Origin of the sequence: Streptomyces sp. MBT65 (assembly GCF_016612545.1) — a bacterium.
In the GTDB taxonomy this organism is placed as follows: domain Bacteria; phylum Actinomycetota; class Actinomycetes; order Streptomycetales; family Streptomycetaceae; genus Streptomyces.
The window spans coordinates 1-24,479 of sequence record NZ_JAENRY010000102.1; the positions used below are offsets into that span (position 1 = coordinate 1).

Below are 24,479 nucleotides of genomic sequence, written 5' to 3' on the forward strand. Positions count from 1 at the left end.
TCGGTGCTCGGGCTCGGGCCTGTGCTCGGGCTCTGCTGGCTCAACGTGCGACCTCTTTCACGCCGACGCGTGCACCGGCTCGTGGTCCGGCACACGTACGGAGGTTGAATGCGGCCCCAGGATACGAGCCGGAAGAATCGCCGCGAAGTGAACGATTGTTAGCAGCACTTGCGGGGCAGACGTTGGGGAAGGCGCCGGTTCGTGCGACCCTCGCTTCCCTCCGTGCGCCTCCTCTCCGCCTCCCTGCCGATCAGAGCCGCTCGGCACTCTGGTAGACGGCAAGCGCCGCCCATCGCTCGCCGGTCCCCATCAGTCGACCCGCACCCCGACGACCGGCGGACGGCCGCCTGATTCGGGGGTTGACATGGCCACACAGAACACGGGGACACGAGGGCTGAGCACCGCAGCCGTGTGCGGCATCGGGGCAGCCGCGGGCGCCCTCGCCGGCCTGGCGGTACAGCGCCGACGGCTGAAGGCTCTCCGCGTCCGCCTGGAGAACATGGAACGGACGGCTCAGGCCCAGCGGCACGCGAACTTGGCCAACCAGCAGCGGCAACACTGGGAACTGCTCAGCAAGGCGATCGACGATCCCGAGCTCGCCGAGGTTCTGGACCTCTACGAGGTGTCCGTGTCGCCCAAGCAGCGCCGCCAGTACCTGTTCGCCAACACCCTGTACACGAACCTGCTGCTGTACTACCGGATCGGCAATCTGGACAAGGAAGAGTTCTTCAAGCACGTCCGAGGCATGTTCCAGAACCCGATTGTCAGAGAGTACTGGTACGCCACGCAGCAGCAGCGGGCGAACCTTGCCGACACCGACGAGGCCGAACTCGGCCTTCTCGTCGACGAGTTGCTCCAGAACTTGGAGGAAGCGGACACCGAGGAGTGGTGGGTCGTGGGCGAGCCTCCGAGCGCATGACGGAGGCGAGGCGCCGGCGCCCACGAGATCACACCCACGGGCGATAACAAACGCGTCACGTCGGCCGTTGTTCGAGCGGCTGCTGAGGTTGACTCACACGTGATCGCGTAGAGCGACCCCACAAGACCGTCGCTCACGCCGCAGGATGACGAACACACCCCACAGGGCGCTTCGTTCCCCGCCGCTGCTGTGTGCACAAAACGTAACGTCATTCGCGCAATCAGAGGAAACCAACAGTGAGTCAGATCATCCGCCGCCTCGGCGCGTCGCCCCGCGACCGAGGCAGCACAAATGGTGCGACGTGCCCAGACATCTTCGAATTGGCCGACGGCAACTTCGCCATCATCGGTACGGACGTCACTGACTCCCTGGACTCCCGTCTTCCGGCCGACGCCGCACGGGCCGACTACGAGCGGATCGTGGTCATCACCCGCGAGACCCTGGTCAGGGCGAAGGCCGACATCCCGGACGCCTGAAGCCCGGCCAGCGAGAGCCGGCCGGGTGCGCTGGATGCCCCGGCCGGCCTCAGCACCGTCACGGTGCGGCCGTCTCCGGTTCCGGCCCGACATACCGCGCAACCGGCCGAATGATCTTCGAGTCCTCCGCCTGCTCCACCACGTTCGCGCCCCATCCCACCACCCGCGCCGCCGCGAACGTAGGCGTGAACATCTCCCGCGGCAGCCCGCAGAGTTCCATGACCAGCCCCGCGTAGAACTCGACGTTCGTGTGGAGTTCCCGGCCCGGCTTGAGTTCGGCGAGGATCGTCTCGACCTGGCGCTCGACCTCGACGGCGAACTCGACCCGCGGTCCGCCGAACTGCTGGGCGACCTCGCGCAGCATCCGCGAGCGGGGGTCCTCCGTTCGGTAGATCGCGTGGCCGAAGCCCATGATGCGGTCGCCGGCGAGGACCCGCGCACGGATCCACGGGTCGATACGCTCCGGTGTGCCGATCGCGTCCAGGGTGTCCAGGGCACGGCTGGGCGCACCCCCGTGCAGCGGGCCCGAGAGCGCCCCCACGGCCCCGACCAGGCAGGCCGCCACGTCCGCCCCTGTCGACGCGATGACTCGCGCGGTGAAGGTTGACGCATTGAATCCGTGGTCAATGGTTGAGATCAAGTATTGCTCGATCGCCCTGGCCTGCTGCTTGTCCGGTTCCGAACCCGTCAGCATGTACAGGTAGTTGGCCGCGTAGGAGAGGTCTTCGCGCGGTTCGACAGGATCGAGTCCCTGCCCCAGCCGGTACAGCGCGGTCAGCAGCGTCGGTACGGCGGCGGACGCCACGACGGTGTCCCGGCGGCGCGTGTCCGCGTCGATGTCGTACACCGGCCGGAAGCCCTTCGCCGCGCCTAGCAGCGACAGTGCCGTACGCATCCCGGACAGCGGTCCGGACGTCCCGCTCGCCGCCGCCACGGCGGGCAGCGCGGCCCGCACCTCGTCGGGCAGCCGGCGCAACGCGGCCGTCTCGGCGGCGAAGGCGGCGCTCCGGTCGGCGTCCGGCAGTTCGCCGCAGGCAAGGAGATGCCAGACGTCCTCGAAGCCGCGGGTCCGCGCGAGTTCGACGGCGGAGTACTGGCGGTAGTGGTAGAAGCCCTCGATCCCTCGGACGTCACCGATTCGGGTGTCGGTGACGACGACTCCCGCGAGTCCTCGCGGAACCTCGATACGCGTGGCCACGGCCCTGTTGACGGACATGTTTCCTCCCTGGACTTGATTCGACTGTCCATGCTTGACTCAATCTCTGTCAATATTGATTGAATCAATATGATCCAGATGATCCAGAGGTGGATACCGTGGCCTCCATGCGCGATCAAGAACCCGCTCCCGGCCACCCCGAGCGACGGTTGAGCACCAAGGAGACCGCCGAGCTGCTCGGCGTGAAGCCCGACACCGTGTACGCGTACGTGAGTCGCGGGCAGCTCAGCAGCAGGCGCGAACCCGGCGGGCGGGGAAGCACCTTCGACGCCAAGGATGTGGAGGCGCTCGCCCGGCGCAACAGGCGGGAGAGCAGCGGGAGTTCGGGGTCCGGGGGCGAGCTGTCCGTACGGACCGGCATCACGCTCATCGAGAAGGACCGGTACTACTTCCGGGGCGTCGACGCGACCGAGCTGGCCGCGCGTCACTCCTACGAGGAGATCGTCGAGTGGCTGTGGACCGGGGAGCTGCGCCCCGGGATCACGTTCACCGCACCCAAGGCGGCCGTCGCCGTCGCCCGTCGCGCCGTGGACGCGCTGCCCGAACACACCGGCCCCACCGACCGGTTGCGGGTCGCGGCCATCGCGGCGGCGACCGCGGACCCGCTGCGCTTCGACCTGTCCGAGGAGGCCGTGCTCGGCACCGCGCGCATCCTGATCCCCACGCTCGTCGCGGCCCTGCCGCCGGTGCGGCGCGCCCATCGCGACGAGGGTCCACTGGCCCACCGCCTGTGGGCACGGCTGAGCGGACGGCCGGCTGACGAGGCGTCGCTTCGGGTCCTGGACACGGCACTTGGGCTGCTCGTCGACCACGACCTGGCCGCCTCCACCCTCGCGGTGCGGGTCGCGGCCTCGGCCCGCGCCCACCCGTACGCAGCCGTCTCCTCCGGCCTGGGGGTCCTCGAAGGCCCCCTGCACGGCGCCGCCAGCGGCCTGGCGCACCGGCTGCTGCTCGACGTGCTCGACCAGGGCAGCGCCGGGCCGGTGGTCGCCGACGAACTGCGGGCCGGCCGCCGCATCCCGGGACTCGGCCACCGGCTCTACCCGGGCGAAGACCCACGCGCGCGTGCCCTGTTCGCCCTCCTGAAGGACATCCCGGAGGCCACGTCCGCCCTCGCCGCGGCCCGGGACATCGTCGCCACCACCGCCCGCCACACCCCGCTGCACGCCAACGTCGATCTGGCTCTGGCCGTCCTCACCGTCTCCTCCGGGATGCCCTCCACAGCGGGCGAGACGGTCTTCGCCGTCGCCCGTACGGCGGGCTGGATCGCACATGCCCTGGAGGAGTACGGCGAGCGCCCGCTGCGCATGCGGCCCAGCGGTCACTACGTAGGCCCCAGACCGCCTCGACCACTGCCGGAGTAGGACACGAGCGCGGCCGGAAGTCGCCCCGGGGCAAGTCAGGTTAGGCTCACCTCTGTGAGTACGTGCGCGACCGTCTCTCGGGACCTCGACGAGCCCATTTCCGGAACCGCGGCCACGGCGACGACGTGGCTGCTGCTGGAACAGCCCGGTCCTTGGGGTGCCAAAGCGCTCACTTCGAGCCACCTGGACCCCGTGCTGGGCCGTGCCCTGGAGGCGGCCGCCGCGGACACGGGCGTACGGATCGCGCTCATCCGCCGTCCCGGACGGCACGCCGACCCCGCGCCGTCCCGGGTGCGCCAGGTGTACGCGGCCCACACCGTTCCCGGAAACGTATGGCTGCACAGCGCCACGACCACCGATCCGCGGGAACTCCTCGCCCTGGACTTCGACGCCCTCGGCACGGGTGACCCGCGCTCGTTCGGCTCGGCGCTCGGTGGTCGGGCCCACACCGGCGATCCGCTAGCGCTCGTCTGCACCAACGGCAAGCGCGACCGCTGCTGCGCCCTCCTGGGCCGCCCCCTCGCGGCGGAACTGGCCGCCTCCGGGGTCGAGGGCGCCTGGGAGGTCACGCATCTGGGCGGCCACCGTTTCTCGCCCACGCTGCTCGTCCTGCCGTACGGCTACGCGTACGGGCGCATCGGGGCCCACACGGTCAAGGAGATCCTCCAGGGCGTCCAGGACGGCCGTGTGGTCGTCGAGGGCTGCCGGGGCAGTTCGGCGTGGGAGCGGCCCGGACAAGCGGCGGAGCTGGCCGTGCGGACGGCGGCGGGCGAGTACGCGACGGACGCCTTGACCGTCGTACGGACGGACGGCGCCGCACCGCGCTGGGAGGTGACCGTCGCGCACACCGACGGGCGCCACTGGCGCGTGATCGTCGCCCAGGGCGCTTCCCTGCCGCCCCGCCCGGAGAGCTGCGGGACGTCGGTCCTCGGCGCGCCGGCGCGGATGGACGTGGTGGCGGTGCGCGAGCTGACGACGGCGCTGACGGGCTGAGCGGCTCGACACGGGTCCCCTGGTGACCTCGTAGGGAAAACGGCCGACTCCTGGGGGCCGTGCGGAAAACCGCCCTCTCCTGGAACCCTGTTTCCCCAAGAACCGGTCAAGAGATCCATGCCACACCCCTGGGGCAGCCCCCACCCCGCCACGTACCGTCATGGGCATGAGCCCCACAGCCCCCGCACGCCGCCGTCGCCTCGGGCTGCCGCGGCGGGTGTTCTCGCAGGTGCTGCTGATGCAGCTGACGATCGCCGCGGGAGTCGCGGTCCTGGCGACCGGGCTGTTCCTGGCGCCGCTGAGCAAACAGCTCGACCAGGAGGCGATGAACCGCGCCCTGGCCATCGCCCAGACGACCGCACAGCAGCCGCAGATCATCGAGGACCTCCAGAACACCCCGCCGACCGTGGACGGGCCCGTGCAGAAGGAAGCCGAGCGGGTCCGCAAGGCCACCGAGGCCGAGTACGTGGTGGTCATGGACTGGCGGGGCATTCGCTGGTCGCACACGACCCCGAGCGAGATCGGCCGGTTCGTCTCGACCTCCCCCGACCAGCCCCTGGCCGGTCAGGAGGTAAAGGAGATCGACAAGGGCACCCTGGGCCGCTCGGCCCGCGGCAAGGTGCCCGTGCGCGCCGCCGACGGCACGGTCGTCGGGGCCGTCTCCGTAGGCATCAAGTACGACAGCGTCCGCGCGCAGCTGATCAGCGCGATCCCGGGGCTGTTGGCGTACGCCGGGGGCGCTCTCGCCGTCGGTGCGCTGGCGGCCTGGCTGATCTCCCGGAGGGTCCAGCGGCAGACCCGGGACCTCGCCTTCTCGGACATCTCGGCGCTGCTCTCCGAGCGCGAGGCGATGCTGCACGGCATCCGGGAGGGCGTCGTCGCCCTGGACCGCTCCGGCCGCATACGGCTCCTGAACGACGAGGCGGGGCGGCTGCTGGGCATCGGTGACGAGGCGGTCGGGCGCTCCCTGGACGAGGCGCTCGGCGAGGGCCGTACGACCGATGTCCTGGCGGGCCGGGTGACCGGCACCGACCTGCTCGCCGTGCGCGGCCAGCGCGTCCTGGTCACCAACCGGATGCCCACCGACGACGGCGGCGCCGTGGCCACCCTGCGCGACCGCACCGAACTGGAGCAGCTCGGCCGGGAGTTGGACTCGACGCACGGTCTGATCGACGCCCTGCGCGCCCAGGACCACGAGCACGCCAACCGTATGCACACCCTCCTGGGGCTGCTCGAACTGGAGATGTACGACGACGCGGTGGACTTCGTCGGGGAGGTGGTCGGCGATCACCGGGCGACGGCCGAGCAGGTCACCGAGAAGATCCAGGACCCGCTGCTCGCCGCCCTGCTGGTGGGCAAGGCGACCGTCGCGGCCGAGCGGGGCGTGGCCCTGTGGATCGGCGACAGGACCTGGCTGCCCGACCGGTTGATCGACCCGCGCGGACTGGTCACGGTCGTCGGCAACCTCGTGGACAACGCGCTCGACGCCGTCGGCGGCACACCGCACGCACGCGTGGAGGTCGAATTGCGGACAGAGGGGCCTACGGCCGTGCTCCGGGTGCGGGACACGGGCCCCGGGATCCCGGAGGAACAGCGGGAGTTGGTGTTCACCGAGGGGTGGTCCACGAAGAAGCCCCCGGCTCATGGCAAGCGCGGTATAGGGCTCCCCCTGGTGCGTCGGCTGGCCGAACGGCAGGGCGGCAGCGCGGTGGTGACGGAGGCGTTCGGCGGGGGCGCGGAGTTCGTGGTCGTCCTGCCCGAGGCGCTGACCGAGCCCGACCTGGAACCCGCCCTCGCCGCCCCCGGGGAGACCACTGCCGAGGAGGAGTCGCGATGATCGAGGTCCTGGTCGTGGACGACGACACGCGGGTCGCCCAGGTCAACGCGGCCTACGTGGGGAAGGTGCCGGGCTTCCATGTCGCCGCCGAGGCGCACAGCGCGGCCGAGGCGCTGAACCGGCTGGAGACGCTGCCGCATCTGGACCTGGTCCTCCTGGACCACTATCTGCCCGACGAGACGGGTCTGGCGGTCGTCCAGGAGATGCGCCGGCGCGGCCACCAGACCGACGTGATCATGGTGACGGCGGCCCGGGACGTGACGACCGTGCAGGCGGCGATGCGGCAGGGCGCGCTCCAGTACCTGGTCAAGCCGTTCGCCTTCGCGGGCCTGCGGGCCAAGCTGGAGGCGTACGCGGAACTGCGCCGCACGCTCGACGGAGGCGGAGAGGCCGAACAGGCCGAGGTGGACCGCATCTTCGGCGCCCTGTCCGCGCCCTCGGAGCCCGGGCTGCCCAAAGGGCACTCCCCCACCACGGCGAAACTCGTGCGCCAGTCCCTGATGAACGCCGAAGGCCCGCTGTCCGCCCAGGAGATCGCCGACCGCACCGGGGTGAGCCGACAGACCGCCCAGCGCTATCTGAAGCTCCTGGAGCGCACCGGACGGGCCAGGCTGACGCTCAAGTACGGCGACGCGGGCCGCCCGGAACACCGCTACGTGTGGGCGACCCGCGCCTGAAGGCACGGCCTGTGGGGGCGGGGGAAGGGGCCGTACCCCTTGCCTTCTGTACGGATGGCGACCGCGCGACCGTCAGCCCGTCGCGTTCTTCACGAACTCGGTCGTGTACGTCTTGTCGAGGTCCACGTTCGCGTTCTTGATCGTGGGGTTGAACGCCTTCAGCACCTTCTCGACGGTCTCCGGGCCGTTCGCCGGCATCACGCCGTCCTTGGTGAACATCGGCAGCGTGCTCTTGATCGCGGTGGCGTAGAGGAACTTGTTGCCCTGGGAGTAGTCGGCGGGCATCTTGTCGGCGATCTCGGTTGCGCTGTGGGTGGACATCCACGTGAGCGTCTTGACGAATGCATTGACCATCTTCTGCACAGTTGACTTGTGGCTGTTCACCCAGTCCGTCTGCATGTACAGACTTGACGAGGGGTACGGCCCACCGAGCGCCGCCTGTGACCCCTCGGGCGTCCGCATGTCGACGAGGATCTTGCCGGCCTTCTTGTCGAGGATCGTGGCGACGGTCGGGTCGGTCGTCATCCCCGCGTCGATGGAGCCCTGTTGGAGCGCGGCGACGAAGGTCGGGCCCGCGCCGACGGCGACCGGGGTGAACTCGCTGACGTCGACGCCGTTCTTGACGGCCAGGTACTTGGTGAGGAAGTCGGTGGAGGAGCCGAGGCCGGTCACACCGAGCTTCTTGCCCTTGAAGTCCTTGGCCGACTTGACCTTTCCCTGGGCCTTGGTGGACACGACCTCCACCTCGCCGGGCGCCTGCGAGAACTGCACCACGGACTCGACCGACTTGCCCTTGACCTGCAGGTCGAGCGTGTGGTCGTAGAAGCCGACGGCCCCTTGGACCTGCCCGGAGACGAGCGCGGTCTCGGCCTGGACGCCGGCCGGTTCGCTCAGCAGTTCCACATCGAGGCCCTCGGCGTCGAAGTAGCCGAGCCGCTGGGTGAGCATCGCGGGCAGGTAGATGACCTTGTCCAGGCCACCGACCATGATCTTGACCTTCACGCCCTTGCCGTCGCCCTTGCCGCCGGAGCCGGTGGAGGCGGTGCTGGCCGCGTCGTTGGCGCAGGCGGTGAGGGAGGAGAGGGCGAGCAGGCCCGAGGCGGCCAGGGCGGTGTATCTGGCGGTCTTGCGCATGGCGGTTCACGTCCTTGTGAGGGTGCGGTGCAGGGAGGAAGGGGGCTCTTCGACAGGGGCCCCGGGAGGGGCCGTTCAGCTGTCGGAGCCCGACGGCTTCCAGCGGAAGATGCGGTTCTCGCCGAAGGTCAGGAGCCCTTCGGCGACCAGGGCGACGACCGCGAGGATCACCATCGCGGCGTACACACCGGCCGCGTTGAAGGTGCCCTGGGACTGCGCGACGAGCAGGCCGATGCCCTTGGTGGCACCGATGTACTCCCCGACGATCGCGCCGATGAGGGCGAAGCCGAAGCTGACGTGGAGGCTGGTGAAGATCCAGGAGGTCGCGGACGGGATGACCACCTGAAGGGTCACCCTGCGGTCGCTGGCGCCGAGGATGCGGGCGTTGGCGACCAGGTTGCGGTCGACCTCGCGGGCGCCCTGGAAGGCGTTGAAGAACACCGGGAAGAAGACGAGCACGACGGCCGACGCGACCTTGGAGGCCGGTCCGAGTCCGAACCAGATCACGAAGATCGGGGCGAGCACGATCCTCGGTATGGAGTTGAGCACCTTGATGTATGGACCAAGTATGTCGGCGAGCAAGGTGATCCGCCCCAGAGCGATACCGAACACGACACCGGCGATCACACCGATGATCCAGCCCAGCAGCGCCTCCTGGAGCGTGAACCAGATCTGCTCCCCCAGGGAGCCGAGCGCGGTCCCGTGCATCACCCAGGTGTAGATCTGGTCCCAGATCTTGGAGGGCATCGAGAAGTTGAACGGATCGATGACCTTGGCCCGGGAGAGCGCCTCCCACAGCCCCAGAACGGCGACCAGGAGCAGCACTCTCGCCGCCCCGACGCCGGCCTTGCGTTTACGGGCCGCACGCGCGCGTGAATGGGCGCGGTCCGACTTGGCGCCCGGCTCGGTGGCAGCCGTGGCGACCCGGTCCTCAGGCATGACGTCAGGCGACATTGGCCACACCCCTCTCGCGCGTGATGCGGACCTCTTCGCCGAGGGACTCCCAGATCTCGCGGTAGATCTCGATGAACCGCGGCTCCAGGCGCACCGATTCGACCTTGCGGGGCCGCGGCAGATCGATGTCGAAGACCTGCTTCACGGTGGCCGGCCCGGCGGTCATCACGACGACCCGGTCGGCCAGCGCGATGGACTCCTCCAGGTCGTGGGTCACGAAGACGACCGAGGCGCCGGTGCCCTCCCACAGCTCCAGGAGTTCGTCCGACATCAGGGCCCTGGTCTGCACGTCGAGCGCCGAGAACGGCTCGTCCATCAGCAGGATCTCGGGGTCGTTGACGAAGGTCGCGGCGAGCGCGACGCGCTTGCGCATACCGCCGGAGAGCTGGTGCGGATAGCGGTCCTCGAAGGCGGAGAGCCCGACCCGGGCCAGCCACTCACGCGCCTTCGCCTTCGCCTCCGCCTTGGGTACGCCCCGGAAGCGCGGGCCCGCCATGACGTTGGACAGGACCGTGCGCCAGGGGAAGGTGGCGTCCTGCTGGAAGACGAAGCCGACCTTGTCGCCGACGCCGGAGACGGGCTCCCCGGCCACCAGTACATCGCCCTCGGAGGGCTCTTCAAGTCCGCTGACGAGGGTCAGCGTGGTCGACTTGCCGCAGCCCGTGGGGCCCACGACCGCCACGAACTCGCCACGTCCGACGGTGAGATCAAGCCCCCGTACGGCCGTGTGCAGACCCCCCGACGGGGTCCTGAAGGTCTTGCTCGCGCCCCGCAGCTCGATGGCGGGGCTGGTGTCTGCGCTCATGGCCGGGACCGTAGATGTGGCCCGGACCACAGCAGCAGTCTTCTGGGCGCAAGCCGTTCTTTTGCTCGCAAGAGCCTGTTGTGCTCGTTTTGCTCGCGCTACAACTGCGGAGCCGAAACACGGGCTTAACGCTCGCCATGGCCTTGAGGAAAGAGGCCCGATGATTGACGTCATGGTCGTGGACGACGACTTCCGCGTCGCCGAGATCAACGCCAGGTACGTGGGAAAGGTTCCCGGCTTCCGGGTCGCCGCCCGCGCGCACAGCGCCGCCCAGGCGCTGGCCACCGTGGAGCGCGGGGCCATCGACCTGGTGCTGCTCGACCACTATCTGCCGGACCAGACGGGTCTCGAACTCGTCCACCGCATGCGGCAACAGGGCCACGGCACCGACGTCATCATGATCACGGCGGCCAGCGATGTGACGACCGTGCAGCGGGCGATGCGCCTGGGCGCCCTGCACTACCTGGTCAAGCCGTTCACCTTCGCCGCGCTGCGCACCCGCCTCGACTCGTACGCCGCGCTGCGCCGCACCGTCGACCGCGTCGGCGGCCGTGGCATCGCCGGGCAGGAGCAGGTCGACCGCATCTTCGGCGCCCTGCGCACGACGACCGTGCCGACCTCCCCCGGTCTGCCCAGCGGCCACTCGGAGCCGACCACCGACCTGATCTGCGGCGTCCTGCACAGCGCCGGCCACCCGCTCTCGGCCCACGAGGTCGCCGCCGAGACCGGCCTGAGCCGCTCGACCGCCCAGCGCTACCTCCGCCACCTGGAACAGGCCGGCCGCCTCCGCCTCTCCCTCAAGTACGGCGACACGGGCCGCCCGGAACACCGCTACGCCTGGGTCGCGCCGTAGCCACGCGCGGCACGGCACGCGGGCGCCCTCCGCCGTCGTACAAGATCGAACCGCGCGGGTACGACGACGGTGGGCGCCCCCGCTACACGGCCCCCGCCCCCGTCAGTGCCCGTACCTCGGTCTCCGCGTGCTTGGCCTCGTCCGGGACCTCCGTCGAGGTGACCGTGCCGAGCCAGCCGGCCAGGAAGCCGAGCGGGATCGACACGAGGCCGGGGTTCTGCAGCGGGAAGAACTGGAAGTCGACGCCCGGGAACAGCGAATCGGGACTGCCCGACACGACCGGCGACAGCAGCACGAGCACGAGGGCGGGGATCAGCCCGCCGTATACGGCCCACACGGCGCCGCGGGTCGTGAAGCCGCGCCAGAACAGCGAGTAGAGCAGCACCGGGAGGTTCGCCGAGGCGGCGACGGCGAAGGCGAGGCCCACCAGGAAGGCGACGTTGAGGTCCCTGGCGAGCAGGCCCAGCGCGATCGCGACCACACCGATCCCGACGGCCGCCGTCCGCGCGACCGCCACCTCGCTGTACGGCTTGGCGCGCGGGCGGCGCAGCGACGCGTACAGATCGTGGGCCACGGACGCCGAGGAGGCGAGCGTGATCCCGGCGACCACCGCGAGGATGGTGGCGAAGGCGACGGCGGCGACGATCGCGAACAGGACGGTCCCACCTGTGGAGTTGGCGCCGCCCAGGTCGAGCGCCAGCAGCGGGACCGCCGTGTTCCCCGCCGCGTTCGACTTCCGCATGGCGTCCGGTCCGACGATCGCGGCGGCGGCGAAGCCCAGCACGATGGTCATCAGGTAGAAGCCGCCGACAAGCCCGATCGACCAGATCACCGAACGGCGCGCGGCCCGCGCGGTCGGCACGGTGTAGAAGCGGGACAGGATGTGCGGCAGGCCCGCCGTACCCAGGACGAGCGCCAGGCCCAGGCTCATGAAGTCGAACCGCGCGGTCCAGTCCCCGCCGTACTTGAGCCCCGGCGCCAGGAACGCCAGGCCGTGACCGCTGCGATCGGCCGCGCTGAGCAGCAACTGGTCGACGTTTCCGTGGAAGCGCACCAGGACCAGCACCGTCAGCGCGACGGTGGTGCTGAGCAGCAGGACCGCTTTCACGATCTGGATCCAGGTGGTGGCCCGCATCCCTCCCAACGACACATAGATCACCATGAGCGCGCCGACGCCGATGACGGTCCACGCCCGCGCGGCCGGGCTGGTCCCGCCCAGCAGCAGCGACACCAGACTGCCCGCGCCCACCATCTGTGCCACCAGGTACAGAACGGACACGGTGACCGAGGAAGTTCCCGCCGCGATCCGTACCGGCCGTTCGCTCATCCGCGCGGCGACCACGTCGGCGAGCGTGAACCGCCCGCAGTTGCGGACCAGTTCGGCGACCAGGAGCAGCACCACGATCCAGGCCACGAAGAAGCCGACCACGTACAGCATGCCGTCGTAGCCGTACAGGGCGATGAGTCCGGTGACACCCAGGAAGGAGGCTGCGGACATGTAATCCCCCGCGATGGCAAAACCATTCTCCATTGGGGAGAAGAGTCGTCCGCCCGCGTAGAACTCCTCCGCCGAACCGTGCCGGTTGCGGCTCACCCAGGTCGTGATCCCCAGGGTGACGGCGACGAAGCCGCTGAACAGCAGCAACGCCAGCGTCTGATGATTGCCGGTCACGACACACCGCCTCGCACACCACGCGTCAGTTCCTGCGTGTCCCAGCGCAGTTCGAGCGCGGCCCGGTCCCTGCGCAGCCGCGCGTGCCGGGCGTACGCCCAGGTGAGCAGGAAGGTGGTGACGAACTGCCCGAGCCCCGCCACCATCCCCACGTTCACGGCACCCGCCACGGGCCGGGCCATGAACCCGGGCGCGGTCGTCGCGGTCACCACGTACGCCACGTACCAGGCGAAGAACATGGCCACCGCCGGCACCACGAACCTCAGATACCGGCTGCGCACCTCCTGGAAGGCCGCGCTGCGCTGCACCTCCAGGTACACGTCCGCGGCGCGCAGCGCCCGGCCCCCGTCCTCCCGGCGGGCGGACGGCACTTCGGGGGCGGGCACCCCCACGCCGTCCGACTCGCCCCAGCCGGACGCGAGCGCGTCGTACCACGGGTCGTGGTACCGCACCTTTCCGGTTGCCTCGGCGGGGGTCAGGTCATGACCTTCGTGGTGCTCGGCCGGACTCTCGTGACCATTCCCGCCACCGCGGGGACGACCGTTGCTTGACTGCATGCCCAAGGATGGACAGAACGGGAAGATCCCCGACTCTTCTTCTCCGCTGTCTTCACCCCATCAGGTGACTCAACCCGCTGGTGGCCGCACCAGTCCCTTGCCGTAGGCGTAACGCACCGCCTGCGCACGGTCCTTGAGCCCCGTCTTGGCGAACAGGTTGTTGATGTGGGTCTTCACGGTCGCCGTGGAGACATGCAGCTTGCGGGCGATCTCCTGGTTGCTCAGCCCCTCGGCGATCAGCAACAGCACCTCGGTCTCCCGCGCGGTGAGCCCGTCCGGCGGCTCTTCGGGCCCCGGCGACGGCTGCGGCTCGGGCTCCGACAGGCGCTCCAGCAAACGCCGTTGGATGCTCGGCGACAGTCCGGCGTCCCCCGACAGCACGCTGTGCACCGCCCGTACGATCTCCTCGCCGCCCGCGTCCTTGGTGAGGTAGCCACGCGCCCCCGCGCGCAGCGCCGGGAACAGCGACGCGTCGTCCGCGAACGTCGTCAGCACCACGACCTGCGTTCCGGGATGCTCCGCGCGGATGCGCCGGGTCGCCTCGACACCGTCGCAGCGCGGCATGCGCAGGTCCATCAGGACGACGTCCGGGGCGAGTTCGGCGACGAGTCGCACCGCCTCGTCCCCGTCGCCGGCCGCGCCGACGACCTCGATCCCGGGCAGCAGCCCCAGCAGCATCACGATGCCTTCCCGTACGACGGTCTGGTCGTCCGCGACCACGACCCGCGCGGTTCTCCTCACGGCCTCATCCGTCATGCGGGCACCTTCAGCGTCACCACGAACCCCTCCTCGTCAGGCCCGGCCCGCAGGGAACCGCCCAGCAGCTCGGCGCGTTCCCGCATGCCGAGCAGACCGTATCCACCTCCCGCCCCGGTGAGTTCGCCGGGCGAACCGCCCGAGTCCCGTACGTCCAGCGTCACTTCGTGCTCGCCGTAGTCCAGCGTGAGCAGCACCTTGGCGCCCGGGGCGTGCTTGCGGACGTTCGTCAGCGCCTCCTGGGCGACCCGGCGCACGGCCTGCGAGGCCTCGGCGGGCAGTTGTCTGCGATCACCCGTAACGGTGACCTCCGCACCACCTGTCGTACCGACGATCTCGGCCAGGAAGTCCTCCAGCGGGCTCATCTCGCCGCGCAGCGCGGACAGGGCCTGCCGGGTCTCCACCAGGCCGTCGCGGGCCATCCCCCGTGCCGCCACGACCCGTTCCAGAATCGTCTCCCGGTCGGCGCCCCGCTCTATCAGCAGCCTGGCCGCCTCCAGGTGCACGAGCTGCGCCGAGAGGCTGTGGGCCAGCACGTCGTGGATCTCCCGGGCGATCCGGGCCCGCTCCGCCAGCGCGGCGGACTCCGCCTCGGCCGTGCGCGCCAGGCGCTCCTGGGTGAGCAGCCGCTGGGCGTTGCCCCGGGCCTCGGCGTCGAGGCGGAGCGTGTATCCGGCGAGGGCCAGCCCGGCCGTGGTGACCGTGGTGGTCAGCCATACGTCGTTGTTGACCGCGGCGAAGATCGCGAGGGACACCGATGTCACCGGCACGGCGACGGCGATGGGCAGCCGCTCCAGCGAGATGACGGCACAACCGCACCAGACGACAAGAGCCGGGACCGTGAAGCCGGTCGCCTGTCCCGCTATCGCGATCCCGAGGAGCGCGGCGACGAGGGCTACTGACGGCCAGAGTCTGTGGGCGAGAGTGGTGCGCCAGAACGCCCAGCCGAGGGCCGCGGTCGCCAGGATGCCCGCCACACCGCCGGCCAGGGCCCAGCCATGCGTGTGGTTGCCGCCGAAGGCGCCCCCGAGCAGCACGCCGATCACCAGCAGCCGGACGGCCCAGGCGAGCAGCCGCCGGGGCCGGGAGACGCCCTCCCGGCCCAGCGCTTCCCGTGAGGGCCAGCGCGTCCATGCGTTCTCGGTCACGCGCGCTCCTTCGGGACGGGCCGTGCCATGCCGAGACCGTACGCCGGGGCCGATCCGGCCGCCCCGGTGAAGGACTGGGCCCGCCAGGCCAGGACCCCGGAGCGGACCAGCAGCGTCGCCGCGAGACCGAGCATCAGGGCCGAGCTGTTCTGGTGCACGCCCACGACCGCGCCCAGTGCCATGAGGCCGACGCGCAGGGCTATGCCGACGATCCAGACGCCTCCGCTGGCCTTGGTGCTCTTGCTCCACACGGAACCGTCCGTCTCTACCCACAGGCGCGTGGTCCAGGCCCAGCCGGCTCCGGTGGCCAGTCCGATGACCAGCTCGACGGCGAGGAGGAGGGCCGACTCGGTGTGGTGGTGGGCGTCGAGTATGCCGGGATCGCGCAGCGCGACGACGCCGAGGATCACGGGGAGGAGCCACCAACGCCGGTCGGTGTCGATCCGACGGGCGCCGAACTGCCGCACGATCACCACCGCGACGACGGCCACGATCACCAACGCGTTGACGAGCCCGGACATCAGAGCCTCCGTGAGCGGAAGGGATGCCGGCCGCGAGCGCTGCCGACGCATTCGACGCTACGGAAATCCGCAGGCCGGCAGATCGGCGCCAGGGTGGATCGTGGGTGGATCCCCGAACCACCCCGCCCTCCACCCACGGGTGGAGCCGACTGGTGGCGCCGGGTCTGTGCGCGGCGATCTCGCCGGGCCTGCGTCAGCCCGTCGCGCTGTGCCGGTGTCAGGCGGTGCTGCCGCGGGCCGGTGCCAGGCGGTCGCGGCGAGCCGGTGCAAGGCGGCCATGCCGGACCTGCGCCGGGCGGTCATGCCGAGCCGGTGTCAGGCGGTGCTGCCGGGCCAGTGCGAGGCGATCGCGCCGAGCCGGTGCAAGGCGGCCCTGCCGGACCTGCGCCGGGCGGTCATGCCGAGCCGATGTCAGGCGGTCCTGCCGGGCCTGCGTCGAGGGGTCTTTCCGGGCCGGTGTCAGGGCAGTCGCGCCAAGCCGGTGGAAAGCGGCCGCGCGCGCCTGCGACGAGCAGTCGCTCCGGGCCGATGTCAGACGGTCGCGCCAAGCTGGTGGAAGCCCGGCCGTGCCGGGCCTGCGTCGGGCAGTCGTGCCAAGCCGGTGTCGAGCGGTCGTTCCGGCTGGTGTCAGACATTCGCGCCGAGCCGATGGAAGACAACCGTGCCGAGCCTGCGCCGGGCAGTCGTGCCGGGCCGGTATCAGGTGGTCGCGCCAGCCCGTGTCAGGCGGTCGTGCCATGTCCGCGTCCATATCCGCGCCCGCGCCCGTGTCGGGCACGGAGGGATCGTGCCAGCCCGGGTCAAAGCCGCCGAGCCGTGGCCCGGGCCCAGGTCGGACCCGGGCCCGGCACTGCGGTCAGGCGTCGATCCGCGACCGGTCCAGCGTCGCGGCCGAGCTGGAGATGAACTCCTTGCGCGGCGCCACGTCGTTGCCCATCAGCAGGTCGAAGACCTGCTCGGCCGCCTCCAGGTCGGAGAGGTTGATCCGGCGCAGGGTGCGGTGGCGGGGGTCCATCGTCGTCTCGGCCAGCTGGTCGGCGTCCATCTCTCCGAGACCCTTGTAACGCTGGATGGAGTCCTTGAACCGGACGCCCTTGCTCTGGAACTCCAGCATCTTCTCGCGCAGCTCACGGTCCGAGTACGTGTAGACGTACTTGTCCTGGCCCTTCTTGGGCTGGACCAGCTCGATGCGGTGCAGCGGGGGCACCGCGGCGAACACCCGGCCGGCCTCGACCATGGGCCGCATGTAGCGCTGGAACAGGGTCAGGAGCAGGCACCGGATGTGGGAGCCGTCCACATCGGCGTCGGTCATCATGATGATCTTGCCGTAGCGGGCCGCGTCGATGTCGAAGGTACGCCCCGACCCGGCTCCTATGACCTGGATGATCGCCCCGCACTCGACGTTCTTCAGCATGTCGGTGACGGACGACTTCTGGACGTTGAGGATCTTGCCGCGGATCGGCAGCAGCGCCTGGAACTCGGAGTTCCGGGCGAGCTTGGCCGTACCGAGCGCGGAGTCTCCCTCGACGATGAAGAGCTCGCTGCGCTCCACGTCGTCGCTGCGGCAGTCGGCGAGCTTGGCGGGCAGCGAGGAGGACTCCAGGGCCGTCTTGCGGCGCTGCGCGTCCTTGTGCTGCCGGGCCGCGATACGCGTGCGTGCGGCGGCGACGGCCTTCTCCATGACCACCCGGGCCTGGGCCGCCGCGTCACGCTTCGTCGAGGTCAGGAAGTCCTTGAGCTCCTTGGCGACCACGTTGGCGACGATGCGGCGCGCCGCCGACGTACCGAGCACCTCCTTGGTCTGGCCCTCGAACTGCGGTTCGGCGAGCCGGACGGTGACGACCGCGGTGAGGCCCTCCAGGGCATCGTCCTTGACGACGTCGTCCTCGGCGACGCGCAGCAGCTTCTTGGCGCGCGCCACCTCGTTCATCGTCTTGACGACGGCCTGCTCGAAACCGGCGACATGGGTACCGCCCTTGGGGGTGGCGATGATGTTCACGTACGACCGGAGGGTCGTGTCGTAGCCGGTCCCCCAGCGCATGGCGATGTCGACGCCGAGTTCGCGCGTGACCTCGGTGGGCGTCATCTGCCCGTGGTCGTCCAGGACGGGCACCGTCTCCTTGAAGGTGCCCTGGCCCGACAGACGCAGGACGTCGCAGACCGGCTTGTCGTTCGCCAGGTACTCGCAGAACTCGCTGATGCCGCCGTCGAAGCGGAAGGACTCCTCCCCCTTGCTGCCGCCCTCACCGAGGCCGTACTCGTCGCGGACGACGATGGTCAGTCCGGGCACCAGGAACGCGGTCTGCCGGGCCCGCTGATGCAGGCCCTCCAGGGAGAGCTTGGCGTCCTTGAGGAAGATCTGGCGGTCGGCCCAGTAGCGCACGCGCGTGCCGGTGCGGGTCTTGGGGATCCGCTTGGCCTTGCGCAGGCCACCGGGCTCGAACGGGGCGTCCGGACCGGTGGCGGTGAAGGAGCCCGGCACCCCGCGCCGGAAGCTGATGGCGTGGGTGTTGCCGCTGCGGTCCACCTCGACGTCGAGCCGCGCGGACAGGGCGTTCACCACGGAGGCGCCCACGCCGTGCAGACCACCGGAGGCGGCGTACGAGCCGCCGCCGAACTTGCCGCCGGCGTGCAGCTTGGTCATGACGACCTCGACACCGGAGAGGCCGGTCTTGGGCTCGACGTCGACCGGGATGCCCCGGCCGTTGTCCCGGACCTCCACCGAGGCGTCGTCGTGCAGGATCACCTCGATGTGGTCGCAGTAGCCCCCGAGGGCCTCGTCCACGGAGTTGTCGATGATCTCCCACAGACAGTGCATCAGGCCACGACTGTCGGTCGACCCGATGTACATACCCGGGCGCTTGCGTACGGCCTCGAGCCCCTCGAGGACGAGCAGGTGCCGCGCGGTGTAGTTGGAACCGTCCCGGTCTGCTCCTGCCAGCAGCGCTGTCGACGGCACGGACGTTTCGGCGGTCACGCGGTTCGCTCCTCGCTGAATTTCAGATGAGGCCCTTTTGGGTAAGGGCCCGGCTTCGGTTGCCGCTCAGAGGGTACCGAGGCCTGGTAGAGCCGTTGTAACGCCACCCTCGTCTCCTCCTCACCCTAATCCAGGGTCGTATGCCTGTTCGATCCCTCGATGGAGTGAAGTACATATCACGTTCCCTTCGGGGCATGAACCATTTAGGCTCCGGGCACGTCCTCATGAACAACCGGCAACCCAGCCGGATGGACCCGACCCTGACCCCACAGCGCGAACCCGTACAGACACATAGACACGCAATACGGCACATTCGCCGCCAACCGGCAGCAGACAGCCGCCCCGGAAGAATTTTTCGAGGAAAAGCCACGAGCGGGAACGTTTTCGGGCTGGTTGGATGTTGACCCTGGTACGACAGCTCGTCGAGCTAGAGAAGAGGCGACGTGACTACTGTTCTGACCCCCGCGAGCCCACTGACGGCCGCCGATCGCTGCGACCGCTGCGGCGCCCAGGCATACCTGCGCGTCGTCCTGCTGAGCGGCGGAGAACTGCTCTTCTGCGCCCACCACGGCCGCAAGTTCGAGCCGGAACTCAAGAAGATCGCCGCTGAGATACAGGACGAGTCGGAGCGGCTGACCTCCGCTCCTGCTGCAAGCGTTCCTGAAGAAGACCGCTGACACTTCGCGTCCACGACGAGCCAGCACCGGCCCAGGCCGGCGACGGGCGGCCCCGCTCCTGAACCACAGGAGCGGGGCCGCCCGTCTTCGTGTACCCGCGGATGCCCCTCAGAGGCCGTCAGGCGCCCCTGTGCGGCCCGGGCGAGCCGCGGTGGCGGCCGAGTGCCCGCAGCACGTCGGACACCCGGCTGTAGACGCCGGGGCTCCCGGCCCGCCCGCACCCGCTGCCCCACGACACGAGCCCGACCAGCCGCCCCTGGGCGACCAGCGGCCCCCCGCTGTCCCCCTGGCAGGCGTCACGGCCTCCCTGAGCCTCTCCGGCGCACAGCATGGACTCCGGGAGGTAGGTGCCGTCCGCACCGGCCGGATAGGCCTCCTCGCAGCTCGCGTCGGACAGCACGTGCAGGCGTGCCGCGTGCAGGCTGCCCGCGTAGTCGCCGCTGCCGGTGAGATCGCCCCAGCCGTAGACCGTGGCGGCCGTGCCCGGTGCGTACGCCGTGTCGCCCACAGCCGCCATCGTGATGACCGAGCTCTGGGGCAGCGGATCGGCGAGCGTGAGCACGGCGAAGTCGCCGGCGTTGCTGACGGCGTCGTAGCGCGGATTGACCGACACGTCGCGGACGGCGATCTCCTGGCCCCGGTCCGAGAGCAGGTCCGTACGGCCGGTGATGACCTTGAGGTCGGCCGCGCGGTGCGGCGGCGCCCCCAGGACGTCGTCGCCCATGCAGTGGGCCGCGGTTAGCACGGTGGTCCGGCCCACGGCCACACCGCCGCAGAACTGTCCTGCCCGGGTACCCCCGAACCGGTCACGGCTGGACAGCGCCACCGTCCAGGGACTCACGGAGACATCGACCGGGAATCCGCCGACGACGATGCTGTCGGCGGCCACGGGGGACGCGGCGACCAACGGTATGGCGGACGCGGCAGCCGCCAGGACCAGCGGCCGGGTCAGCGCCCGGGCAAGGGGACGACGCATGCACGTTCCTCACTCTGGGATGGTCATGAGAGACCCAGAGTGATCCAGCGCGCCGCGCCGCGCACCCGCGGCCAGCACGAAGGCCCGGCTCCCCGAGGGGAGACCGGGCCTTTCGTGTCGTACGACTACGGCCTAGTCGAGGTAGTCGCGCAGCACCTGCGAACGCGACGGGTGGCGCAGCTTCGACATGGTCTTGGACTCGATCTGGCGGATGCGCTCACGGGTGACCCCGTACACCTTGCCGATCTCGTCGAGGGTCTTCGGCTGACCGTCGGTGAGACCGAAGCGCATCGAGACCACACCGGCCTCGCGCTCGGACAGGGTGTCCAGGACGGAGTGCAGCTGCTCCTGGAGGAGGGTGAAGCTGACCGCGTCGGCCGGGACGACGGCTTCGGAGTCCTCGATGAGGTCACCGAACTCGCTGTCGCCGTCCTCACCCAGGGGGGTGTGCAGGGAGATGGGCTCGCGGCCGTACTTCTGGACCTCGATGACCTTCTCCGGGGTCATGTCGAGTTCCTTGGCCAGCTCCTCCGGGGTGGGCTCGCGGCCCAGGTCCTGGAGCATCTGGCGCTGCACACGAGCGAGCTTGTTGATGACCTCGACCATGTGCACCGGGATACGGATGGTGCGGGCCTGGTCGGCCATCGCGCGGGTGATCGCCTGACGGATCCACCAGGTGGCGTACGTGGAGAACTTGTAGCCCTTGGTGTAGTCGAATTTCTCGACCGCGCGGATCAGACCGAGGTTGCCCTCCTGGATGAGGTCCAGGAAGAGCATGCCGCGGCCGGTGTAGCGCTTGGCCAGGGAGACCACCAGGCGGAGGTTGGCCTCCAGGAGGTGGTTCTTGGCGCGGCGGCCGTCCTCGGCGATGATCTCCAGCTCGCGCTTGAGCTTGGGGGCGAGCTTGTCGGCGTTGGCCAGCTTGTCCTCGGCGAACAGACCGGCCTCGATGCGCTTGGCGAGCTCGACCTCCTGCTCGGCGTTGAGGAGGGGGACCTTGCCGATCTGCTTGAGGTAGTCCTTGACGGGGTCGGCGGTGGCACCGGCCGCGGCGACCTGCTGCGCGGGCGCGTCGTCCTCGTCCTCGTCGGAGAGCACGAACCCGGCGCTCTCGGCGCCCTCGGGCTCGTCCCCGGTCTTGCCGGGGGTCTCCTCGGTGGCCTCTTCGTCGACCAGCTCGGCGTCGTCCTTCTTGGCGCTGGTCTTCTTGGCGGCCGCCGTCGTCTTCTTGGCGGCGACCTTCTTGGCGACCGCCTTCTTGGCGGGCGCCGCCTTCTTGGCGGCGACCTTCTGAGCGTCGTCCTCGGCGGGAGCGTCGGCGACAGGGGCGGCCGGAGTGGCGGTGGCGGTGGCGGTGGCCTTCTTGGCGGTCACCGTCTTCGCGGCGACCGTCTTGGTGGCGGTGCGCTTGGCCGGACTCTTCGCTGCGACGCTCTTTCGGGTGCGCTTGGGCTCCGCGGCACTGACCATCAGCGTCACACCCTCTTCCTCGAGGATCTGGTTGAGGCTGCGCAGTACGTTCTTCCACTGAGTGGCCGGAATCTGGTCAGCTTCGAAGGCCCGACGCACGTCATCGCCGGCGATCTGCCCCTCAGCCTTTCCCCGCTCGATGAGCGCCATGACAGAGACGGACTCGGCGATCTCCGGCGGGAGCGTACGGGATGTGCTGGCCGACACGAACAACCTCTCGGAACGATGGAAAACGGCTTCCGGCCCCGTCCGGTACGGACAGGAACCGACGACCGCCGACTGGGGATGGGCCGACGGCGCGGGCTGAGCCCGGAAGAAACACAGCGCCTTGAACGGCGTCCGTATTCCCTTCCGCGGCTGTCACCTCTTAGGTCATCGCGCAGTGCCCGCGAGCGTTACGCCCAATCTGCGTGGCCCGAGTCACACCCCGTAAGCGTTCAAAAACGGTCAGACACGGGCAGAGGAGGTCACCCACGGCCGCGCCAGACGCTTCTCAGAGAGATCCGGCACCCCGTCGCACCGCCGGACCCCGCCGGATTCCCTGGAGGATCCTGCGGGGTCCGGCGGAAGACGGGCGCCCCGGCCGGGCGCCACCACGAGAACGCGGCACACCTCGACCGCGCCGACCACCCGCGCGCGTCAGTGTTCGCGCGGGGCGGGCACCACGCGCTCCGGCTCGGGGTGCACGATGAGCAACTGCCGCATGGCCGCCTCGGCCGCCGCGCCGTCACCGGCGGCGAGGGCGTCGACGATCCGGGCGTGGTGCCCCAGGGAGGCGTCGGTCGGGCGGTCACAGCCCGTGACCGGGCCCCCGGAGACCTGGAGGGCCGAGGAGACGATCCCGGAAAGGTGCTCCAGCATCCGGTTGCCCGCGACCTGGATGAGCAGCGAGTGGAACTCGGCGTCCGCGCGGGAGAAGGTCAGCGCGTCACCCTGGCCCATGGCGTGGCTCATGATCTCGACCATGTCGGAGAGGCGCTGCTGGACGTCCTCGCGCCCGTGCCCGGCGGCGAGGCGGGCGGCGAGCGGCTCGATCGTCCAGCGCAGCTCGCTCAGCTCACGGCGCTGGTTGTCGCGCTGCGGGCCGAAGGCGCGCCATTCGATGATGTCCGGGTCGAGGAGGTTCCAGTCGCTGACGGGACGCACGCGCGTGCCGACGTTCGGGCGCGCGCTGACCAGGCCCTTGGCCTCCAGGACGCGGAGCGACTCGCGGACGACGGTGCGGGAGACCTCGAAACGCTGGCCGATCTCCTCGGGCACCAGCGGACGGTCGGCGCCCAGGTCCCCGGAGACGATCATCTGACCCAGCTGCTGGACGAGTTGGCCGTGCAGCCCGCGTCCGCGGCTGCCCGCGGCACGCCGGCCCACGCGGCCCAGCTCGGGGTCGGAACCGTCCCAGGAGGGGGCTCCGAGGCGCTCGGTGACGGGCGCCTCGACGTAGGGGTAGCGGTCGAGTCCGCCCGGGCCGGCGAGACCGGAGTCTGCGGAGTGGGCGGCGGTCATCATGGGGTGCGCAAGGGTACTCACGGATCCTTTGTCGGCGCTGTCCCCAACTCCCTTGAGGTCTTTGGTGAAAAGCACACGAAAGGGTGATCGCTCACCCCGTCGCAATTGACGCCTTATCGGAAAGAAATGGGCTTTCTACGGGGAGTTGTGCGCAGAGCGGCACCCGAAGGGTGCGGACAGTCGTCATCGGACCCTGCTCCGCAGGGTCGTGAGCAGATACGCGCACAGCAGGGCGGTCAGCGACAACGTCAGTGCCCCGCCCACGGGTTGGGCGATCACCCGAGCCGCCGCGGACAGGTAACGCTCTCCCCCGAAGGGCCACTGCAGCAGGAACACCTGCCGCATCCGCAACGGAAACCCTTCCGCGGCCCGCACGGCGGGCCCGTCCAGTGCCTTGTGCACGAGAGGTACGACGAGAATCGGTACGGCGACCACCGCGGCGAGCCCTGCCGTGGTGGACCGGAAGACACCCGCGGCCAGAACACCGGCCCACGCACACCCGACGACCAGGCCGATCCAACTCGCGCCCATCGAAAGCCAGTCGGCGGGAACCTGCGCGAGCTCCCGTCCGTAGACGAGGTAGAGCACTTCGGCGTCGCAGCCCACCGTGAGGAACGCCAGCAGCAGTGCGGTGGCCGCGGAGACGAGGAGCTTCGCGACGAGCAGCCCCACCCGGCGGGGCACGGTGCCGCGGTCCGCCGCCAGGGCAGGGTGGCGGAACTCGTCACCGAACGCGAACGCCCCGAGCAGCCCCGCACCGAGCGCCGCGGGCGGCAGGGGCAACTCCCGGGGCCACGCGGCCAGGAGACGCGACTGCGGGGTGTGCCCGATGCGGGCAAGCAACAACGCGGTGAGGGCGGACACGACGAGTACGGCGGCCCCGGTGAGGAACCCGGTGCCGATACCGGCGGCACGACGCAGCTCGTAGCGGAGCGGGCGCAGCGGGCTGGGGGCGGAGCGGACGGAGATGGGGTCCGCTCCGCCCCCAGCC

General features: G+C 70.2%; 22 protein-coding genes and 1 pseudogene. 9 read left to right on the forward strand and 14 right to left on the reverse strand.

The features are described 5' to 3' along the window. Positions 1 to 364 precede the first annotated feature (364 nt). Both JHN63_RS23415 and JHN63_RS23420 read left to right on the forward strand, forming a co-directional pair. Positions 365 to 919 (forward strand): DUF6082 family protein, encoded by a 555-nt coding sequence (locus JHN63_RS23415; RefSeq protein ID WP_200683549.1) that lies wholly within the window; start codon positions 365 to 367, stop codon positions 917 to 919. A gap of 236 nt (positions 920 to 1,155) precedes the next feature. Beyond that, positions 1,156 to 1,395, forward strand: a complete 240-nt coding sequence (locus tag JHN63_RS23420; protein ID WP_200683551.1) for a hypothetical protein — start codon at positions 1,156 to 1,158, stop codon at positions 1,393 to 1,395. Positions 1,396 to 1,453: 58 nt separating this feature from the next. Here JHN63_RS23420 and JHN63_RS23425 read toward each other — a convergent pair whose 3' ends face one another. Further along, the gene (locus JHN63_RS23425; protein ID WP_200683552.1) at positions 1,454 to 2,611 is read right to left on the reverse strand and encodes a citrate synthase/methylcitrate synthase; all 1,158 of its coding nucleotides are present in this window, start codon (positions 2,609 to 2,611) and stop codon (positions 1,454 to 1,456) included. Positions 2,612 to 2,718: 107 nt separating this feature from the next. Between JHN63_RS23425 and JHN63_RS23430 the strand changes: the two genes are divergently transcribed. The 4 genes from JHN63_RS23430 (at position 2,719) to JHN63_RS23445 (ending at position 7,482) form a co-directional block, all read left to right on the forward strand. Continuing rightward, positions 2,719 to 3,975 (forward strand): citrate synthase family protein, encoded by a 1,257-nt coding sequence (locus JHN63_RS23430; RefSeq protein ID WP_200683554.1) that lies wholly within the window; start codon positions 2,719 to 2,721, stop codon positions 3,973 to 3,975. 54 nt (positions 3,976 to 4,029) lie between these two features. Beyond that, positions 4,030 to 4,968, forward strand: a complete 939-nt coding sequence (locus JHN63_RS23435; RefSeq protein WP_200683557.1) for a sucrase ferredoxin — start codon at positions 4,030 to 4,032, stop codon at positions 4,966 to 4,968. Positions 4,969 to 5,134: 166 nt separating this feature from the next. Continuing rightward, a complete protein-coding gene (locus JHN63_RS23440; protein WP_200683559.1) occupies positions 5,135 to 6,805 on the forward strand; it encodes a sensor histidine kinase in 1,671 nt (556 codons plus the stop codon). Next, entirely contained in the window at positions 6,802 to 7,482 is a 681-nt protein-coding gene (locus tag JHN63_RS23445; RefSeq protein WP_200683561.1) for a response regulator, read from the forward strand. The genes JHN63_RS23440 and JHN63_RS23445 overlap by 4 nt, the downstream gene beginning before the upstream one ends. A gap of 72 nt (positions 7,483 to 7,554) precedes the next feature. Here JHN63_RS23445 and JHN63_RS23450 read toward each other — a convergent pair whose 3' ends face one another. The 3 genes from JHN63_RS23450 to JHN63_RS23460 all read right to left on the reverse strand — a co-directional run bounded on the left by JHN63_RS23450 (position 7,555) and on the right by JHN63_RS23460 (position 10,375). Beyond that, positions 7,555 to 8,616 carry an ABC transporter substrate-binding protein gene (locus JHN63_RS23450; RefSeq protein ID WP_200683570.1) on the reverse strand — a complete coding sequence of 354 codons (1,062 nt, stop codon included), beginning with the start codon at positions 8,614 to 8,616 and terminating at the stop codon, positions 7,555 to 7,557. A 75-nt stretch (positions 8,617 to 8,691) separates the two neighbouring features. Beyond that, the gene (locus tag JHN63_RS23455; protein WP_374222941.1) at positions 8,692 to 9,555 is read right to left on the reverse strand and encodes an ABC transporter permease; all 864 of its coding nucleotides are present in this window, start codon (positions 9,553 to 9,555) and stop codon (positions 8,692 to 8,694) included. 4 nt (positions 9,556 to 9,559) lie between these two features. After that, a complete protein-coding gene (locus JHN63_RS23460) occupies positions 9,560 to 10,375 on the reverse strand; it encodes an ABC transporter ATP-binding protein (RefSeq protein WP_200683574.1) in 816 nt (271 codons plus the stop codon). Positions 10,376 to 10,535: 160 nt separating this feature from the next. Here JHN63_RS23460 and JHN63_RS23465 point away from each other — a divergent pair, with 160 nt between their 5' ends. Then, positions 10,536 to 11,228 (forward strand): response regulator, encoded by a 693-nt coding sequence (locus JHN63_RS23465; RefSeq protein ID WP_200683576.1) that lies wholly within the window; start codon positions 10,536 to 10,538, stop codon positions 11,226 to 11,228. 82 nt (positions 11,229 to 11,310) lie between these two features. On the opposite strand, the gene JHN63_RS23470 is transcribed toward JHN63_RS23465, so the two are convergent. From JHN63_RS23470 to JHN63_RS23495, 6 genes are all read right to left on the reverse strand, one after another. Then, complete coding sequence (locus tag JHN63_RS23470) at positions 11,311 to 12,900, reverse strand: cation acetate symporter (RefSeq protein WP_200683578.1); 1,590 nt, start codon at positions 12,898 to 12,900, stop codon at positions 11,311 to 11,313. After that, entirely contained in the window at positions 12,897 to 13,457 is a 561-nt protein-coding gene (locus tag JHN63_RS23475) for a DUF485 domain-containing protein (protein WP_200683580.1), read from the reverse strand. Before JHN63_RS23475 ends, JHN63_RS23470 begins: the two co-directional genes overlap by 4 nt. 69 nt (positions 13,458 to 13,526) lie before the next feature. Further along, positions 13,527 to 14,213, reverse strand: a complete 687-nt coding sequence (locus JHN63_RS23480; RefSeq protein ID WP_200683588.1) for a response regulator transcription factor — start codon at positions 14,211 to 14,213, stop codon at positions 13,527 to 13,529. Then, positions 14,210 to 15,361 carry a sensor histidine kinase gene (locus tag JHN63_RS23485; RefSeq protein ID WP_200683590.1) on the reverse strand — a complete coding sequence of 384 codons (1,152 nt, stop codon included), beginning with the start codon at positions 15,359 to 15,361 and terminating at the stop codon, positions 14,210 to 14,212. Before JHN63_RS23485 ends, JHN63_RS23480 begins: the two co-directional genes overlap by 4 nt. Then, positions 15,358 to 15,882, reverse strand: coding sequence for a DUF1453 family protein (locus JHN63_RS23490; protein ID WP_200683592.1), 525 nt, complete (start codon positions 15,880 to 15,882; stop codon positions 15,358 to 15,360). Before JHN63_RS23490 ends, JHN63_RS23485 begins: the two co-directional genes overlap by 4 nt. 856 nt (positions 15,883 to 16,738) lie before the next feature. Next, entirely contained in the window at positions 16,739 to 18,859 is a 2,121-nt protein-coding gene (locus tag JHN63_RS23495) for a type IIA DNA topoisomerase subunit B (RefSeq protein ID WP_200683594.1), read from the reverse strand. Positions 18,860 to 19,302: 443 nt separating this feature from the next. Between JHN63_RS23495 and JHN63_RS23500 the strand changes: the two genes are divergently transcribed. Then, the gene (locus tag JHN63_RS23500) at positions 19,303 to 19,536 is read left to right on the forward strand and encodes a hypothetical protein (RefSeq protein WP_019061015.1); all 234 of its coding nucleotides are present in this window, start codon (positions 19,303 to 19,305) and stop codon (positions 19,534 to 19,536) included. Between the two features lie 118 nt (positions 19,537 to 19,654). Here JHN63_RS23500 and JHN63_RS23505 read toward each other — a convergent pair whose 3' ends face one another. Both JHN63_RS23505 and JHN63_RS23510 read right to left on the reverse strand, forming a co-directional pair. Beyond that, positions 19,655 to 20,512, reverse strand: a complete 858-nt coding sequence (locus tag JHN63_RS23505) for a trypsin-like serine protease (RefSeq protein WP_200683596.1) — start codon at positions 20,510 to 20,512, stop codon at positions 19,655 to 19,657. Between the two features lie 132 nt (positions 20,513 to 20,644). Further along, a complete protein-coding gene (locus tag JHN63_RS23510; protein ID WP_307781962.1) occupies positions 20,645 to 22,189 on the reverse strand; it encodes an RNA polymerase sigma factor in 1,545 nt (514 codons plus the stop codon). On the opposite strand from JHN63_RS23510, the gene JHN63_RS23515 reads away from it, so the two are divergent. Then, the gene (locus JHN63_RS23515; protein ID WP_200683603.1) at positions 22,131 to 22,289 is read left to right on the forward strand and encodes a hypothetical protein; all 159 of its coding nucleotides are present in this window, start codon (positions 22,131 to 22,133) and stop codon (positions 22,287 to 22,289) included. The two genes, JHN63_RS23510 and JHN63_RS23515, sit on opposite strands and share 59 nt — an antisense overlap. Positions 22,290 to 22,621: 332 nt before the next feature. Here the strand turns inward: JHN63_RS23515 and JHN63_RS23520 are convergent, their stop codons facing one another. After that, positions 22,622 to 23,509, reverse strand: coding sequence for a FadR/GntR family transcriptional regulator (locus tag JHN63_RS23520; RefSeq protein WP_200683601.1), 888 nt, complete (start codon positions 23,507 to 23,509; stop codon positions 22,622 to 22,624). Positions 23,510 to 23,671: 162 nt separating this feature from the next. Next, positions 23,672 to 24,479, reverse strand: a pseudogene (locus JHN63_RS23525) (ABC transporter ATP-binding protein); the annotation flags it as partial.

Bases quoted from the DNA above. Each gene is read 5' to 3' on its own strand.
- JHN63_RS23445 (WP_200683561.1), top strand. From the start codon at position 6,802: ATGATCGAGGTCCTGGTCGTGGACGACGACACGCGGGTCGCCCAGGTC.
- JHN63_RS23440 (WP_200683559.1), top strand. From the start codon at position 5,135: ATGAGCCCCACAGCCCCCGCACGCCGCCGTCGCCTCGGGCTGCCGCGG.
- JHN63_RS23415 (WP_200683549.1), top strand. From the start codon at position 365: ATGGCCACACAGAACACGGGGACACGAGGGCTGAGCACCGCAGCCGTG.
- JHN63_RS23430 (WP_200683554.1), top strand. From the start codon at position 2,719: ATGCGCGATCAAGAACCCGCTCCCGGCCACCCCGAGCGACGGTTGAGC.
- JHN63_RS23515 (WP_200683603.1), top strand. From the start codon at position 22,131: ATGACAGAGACGGACTCGGCGATCTCCGGCGGGAGCGTACGGGATGTG.
- JHN63_RS23455 (WP_374222941.1), bottom strand. From the start codon at position 9,555: ATGCCTGAGGACCGGGTCGCCACGGCTGCCACCGAGCCGGGCGCCAAG.
- JHN63_RS23480 (WP_200683588.1), bottom strand. From the start codon at position 14,213: ATGACGGATGAGGCCGTGAGGAGAACCGCGCGGGTCGTGGTCGCGGAC.
- JHN63_RS23465 (WP_200683576.1), top strand. From the start codon at position 10,536: ATGATTGACGTCATGGTCGTGGACGACGACTTCCGCGTCGCCGAGATC.
- JHN63_RS23505 (WP_200683596.1), bottom strand. From the start codon at position 20,512: ATGCGTCGTCCCCTTGCCCGGGCGCTGACCCGGCCGCTGGTCCTGGCG.
- JHN63_RS23490 (WP_200683592.1), bottom strand. From the start codon at position 15,882: ATGTCCGGGCTCGTCAACGCGTTGGTGATCGTGGCCGTCGTCGCGGTG.
- JHN63_RS23475 (WP_200683580.1), bottom strand. From the start codon at position 13,457: ATGCAGTCAAGCAACGGTCGTCCCCGCGGTGGCGGGAATGGTCACGAG.
- JHN63_RS23450 (WP_200683570.1), bottom strand. From the start codon at position 8,616: ATGCGCAAGACCGCCAGATACACCGCCCTGGCCGCCTCGGGCCTGCTC.
- JHN63_RS23460 (WP_200683574.1), bottom strand. From the start codon at position 10,375: ATGAGCGCAGACACCAGCCCCGCCATCGAGCTGCGGGGCGCGAGCAAG.
- JHN63_RS23425 (WP_200683552.1), bottom strand. From the start codon at position 2,611: ATGTCCGTCAACAGGGCCGTGGCCACGCGTATCGAGGTTCCGCGAGGA.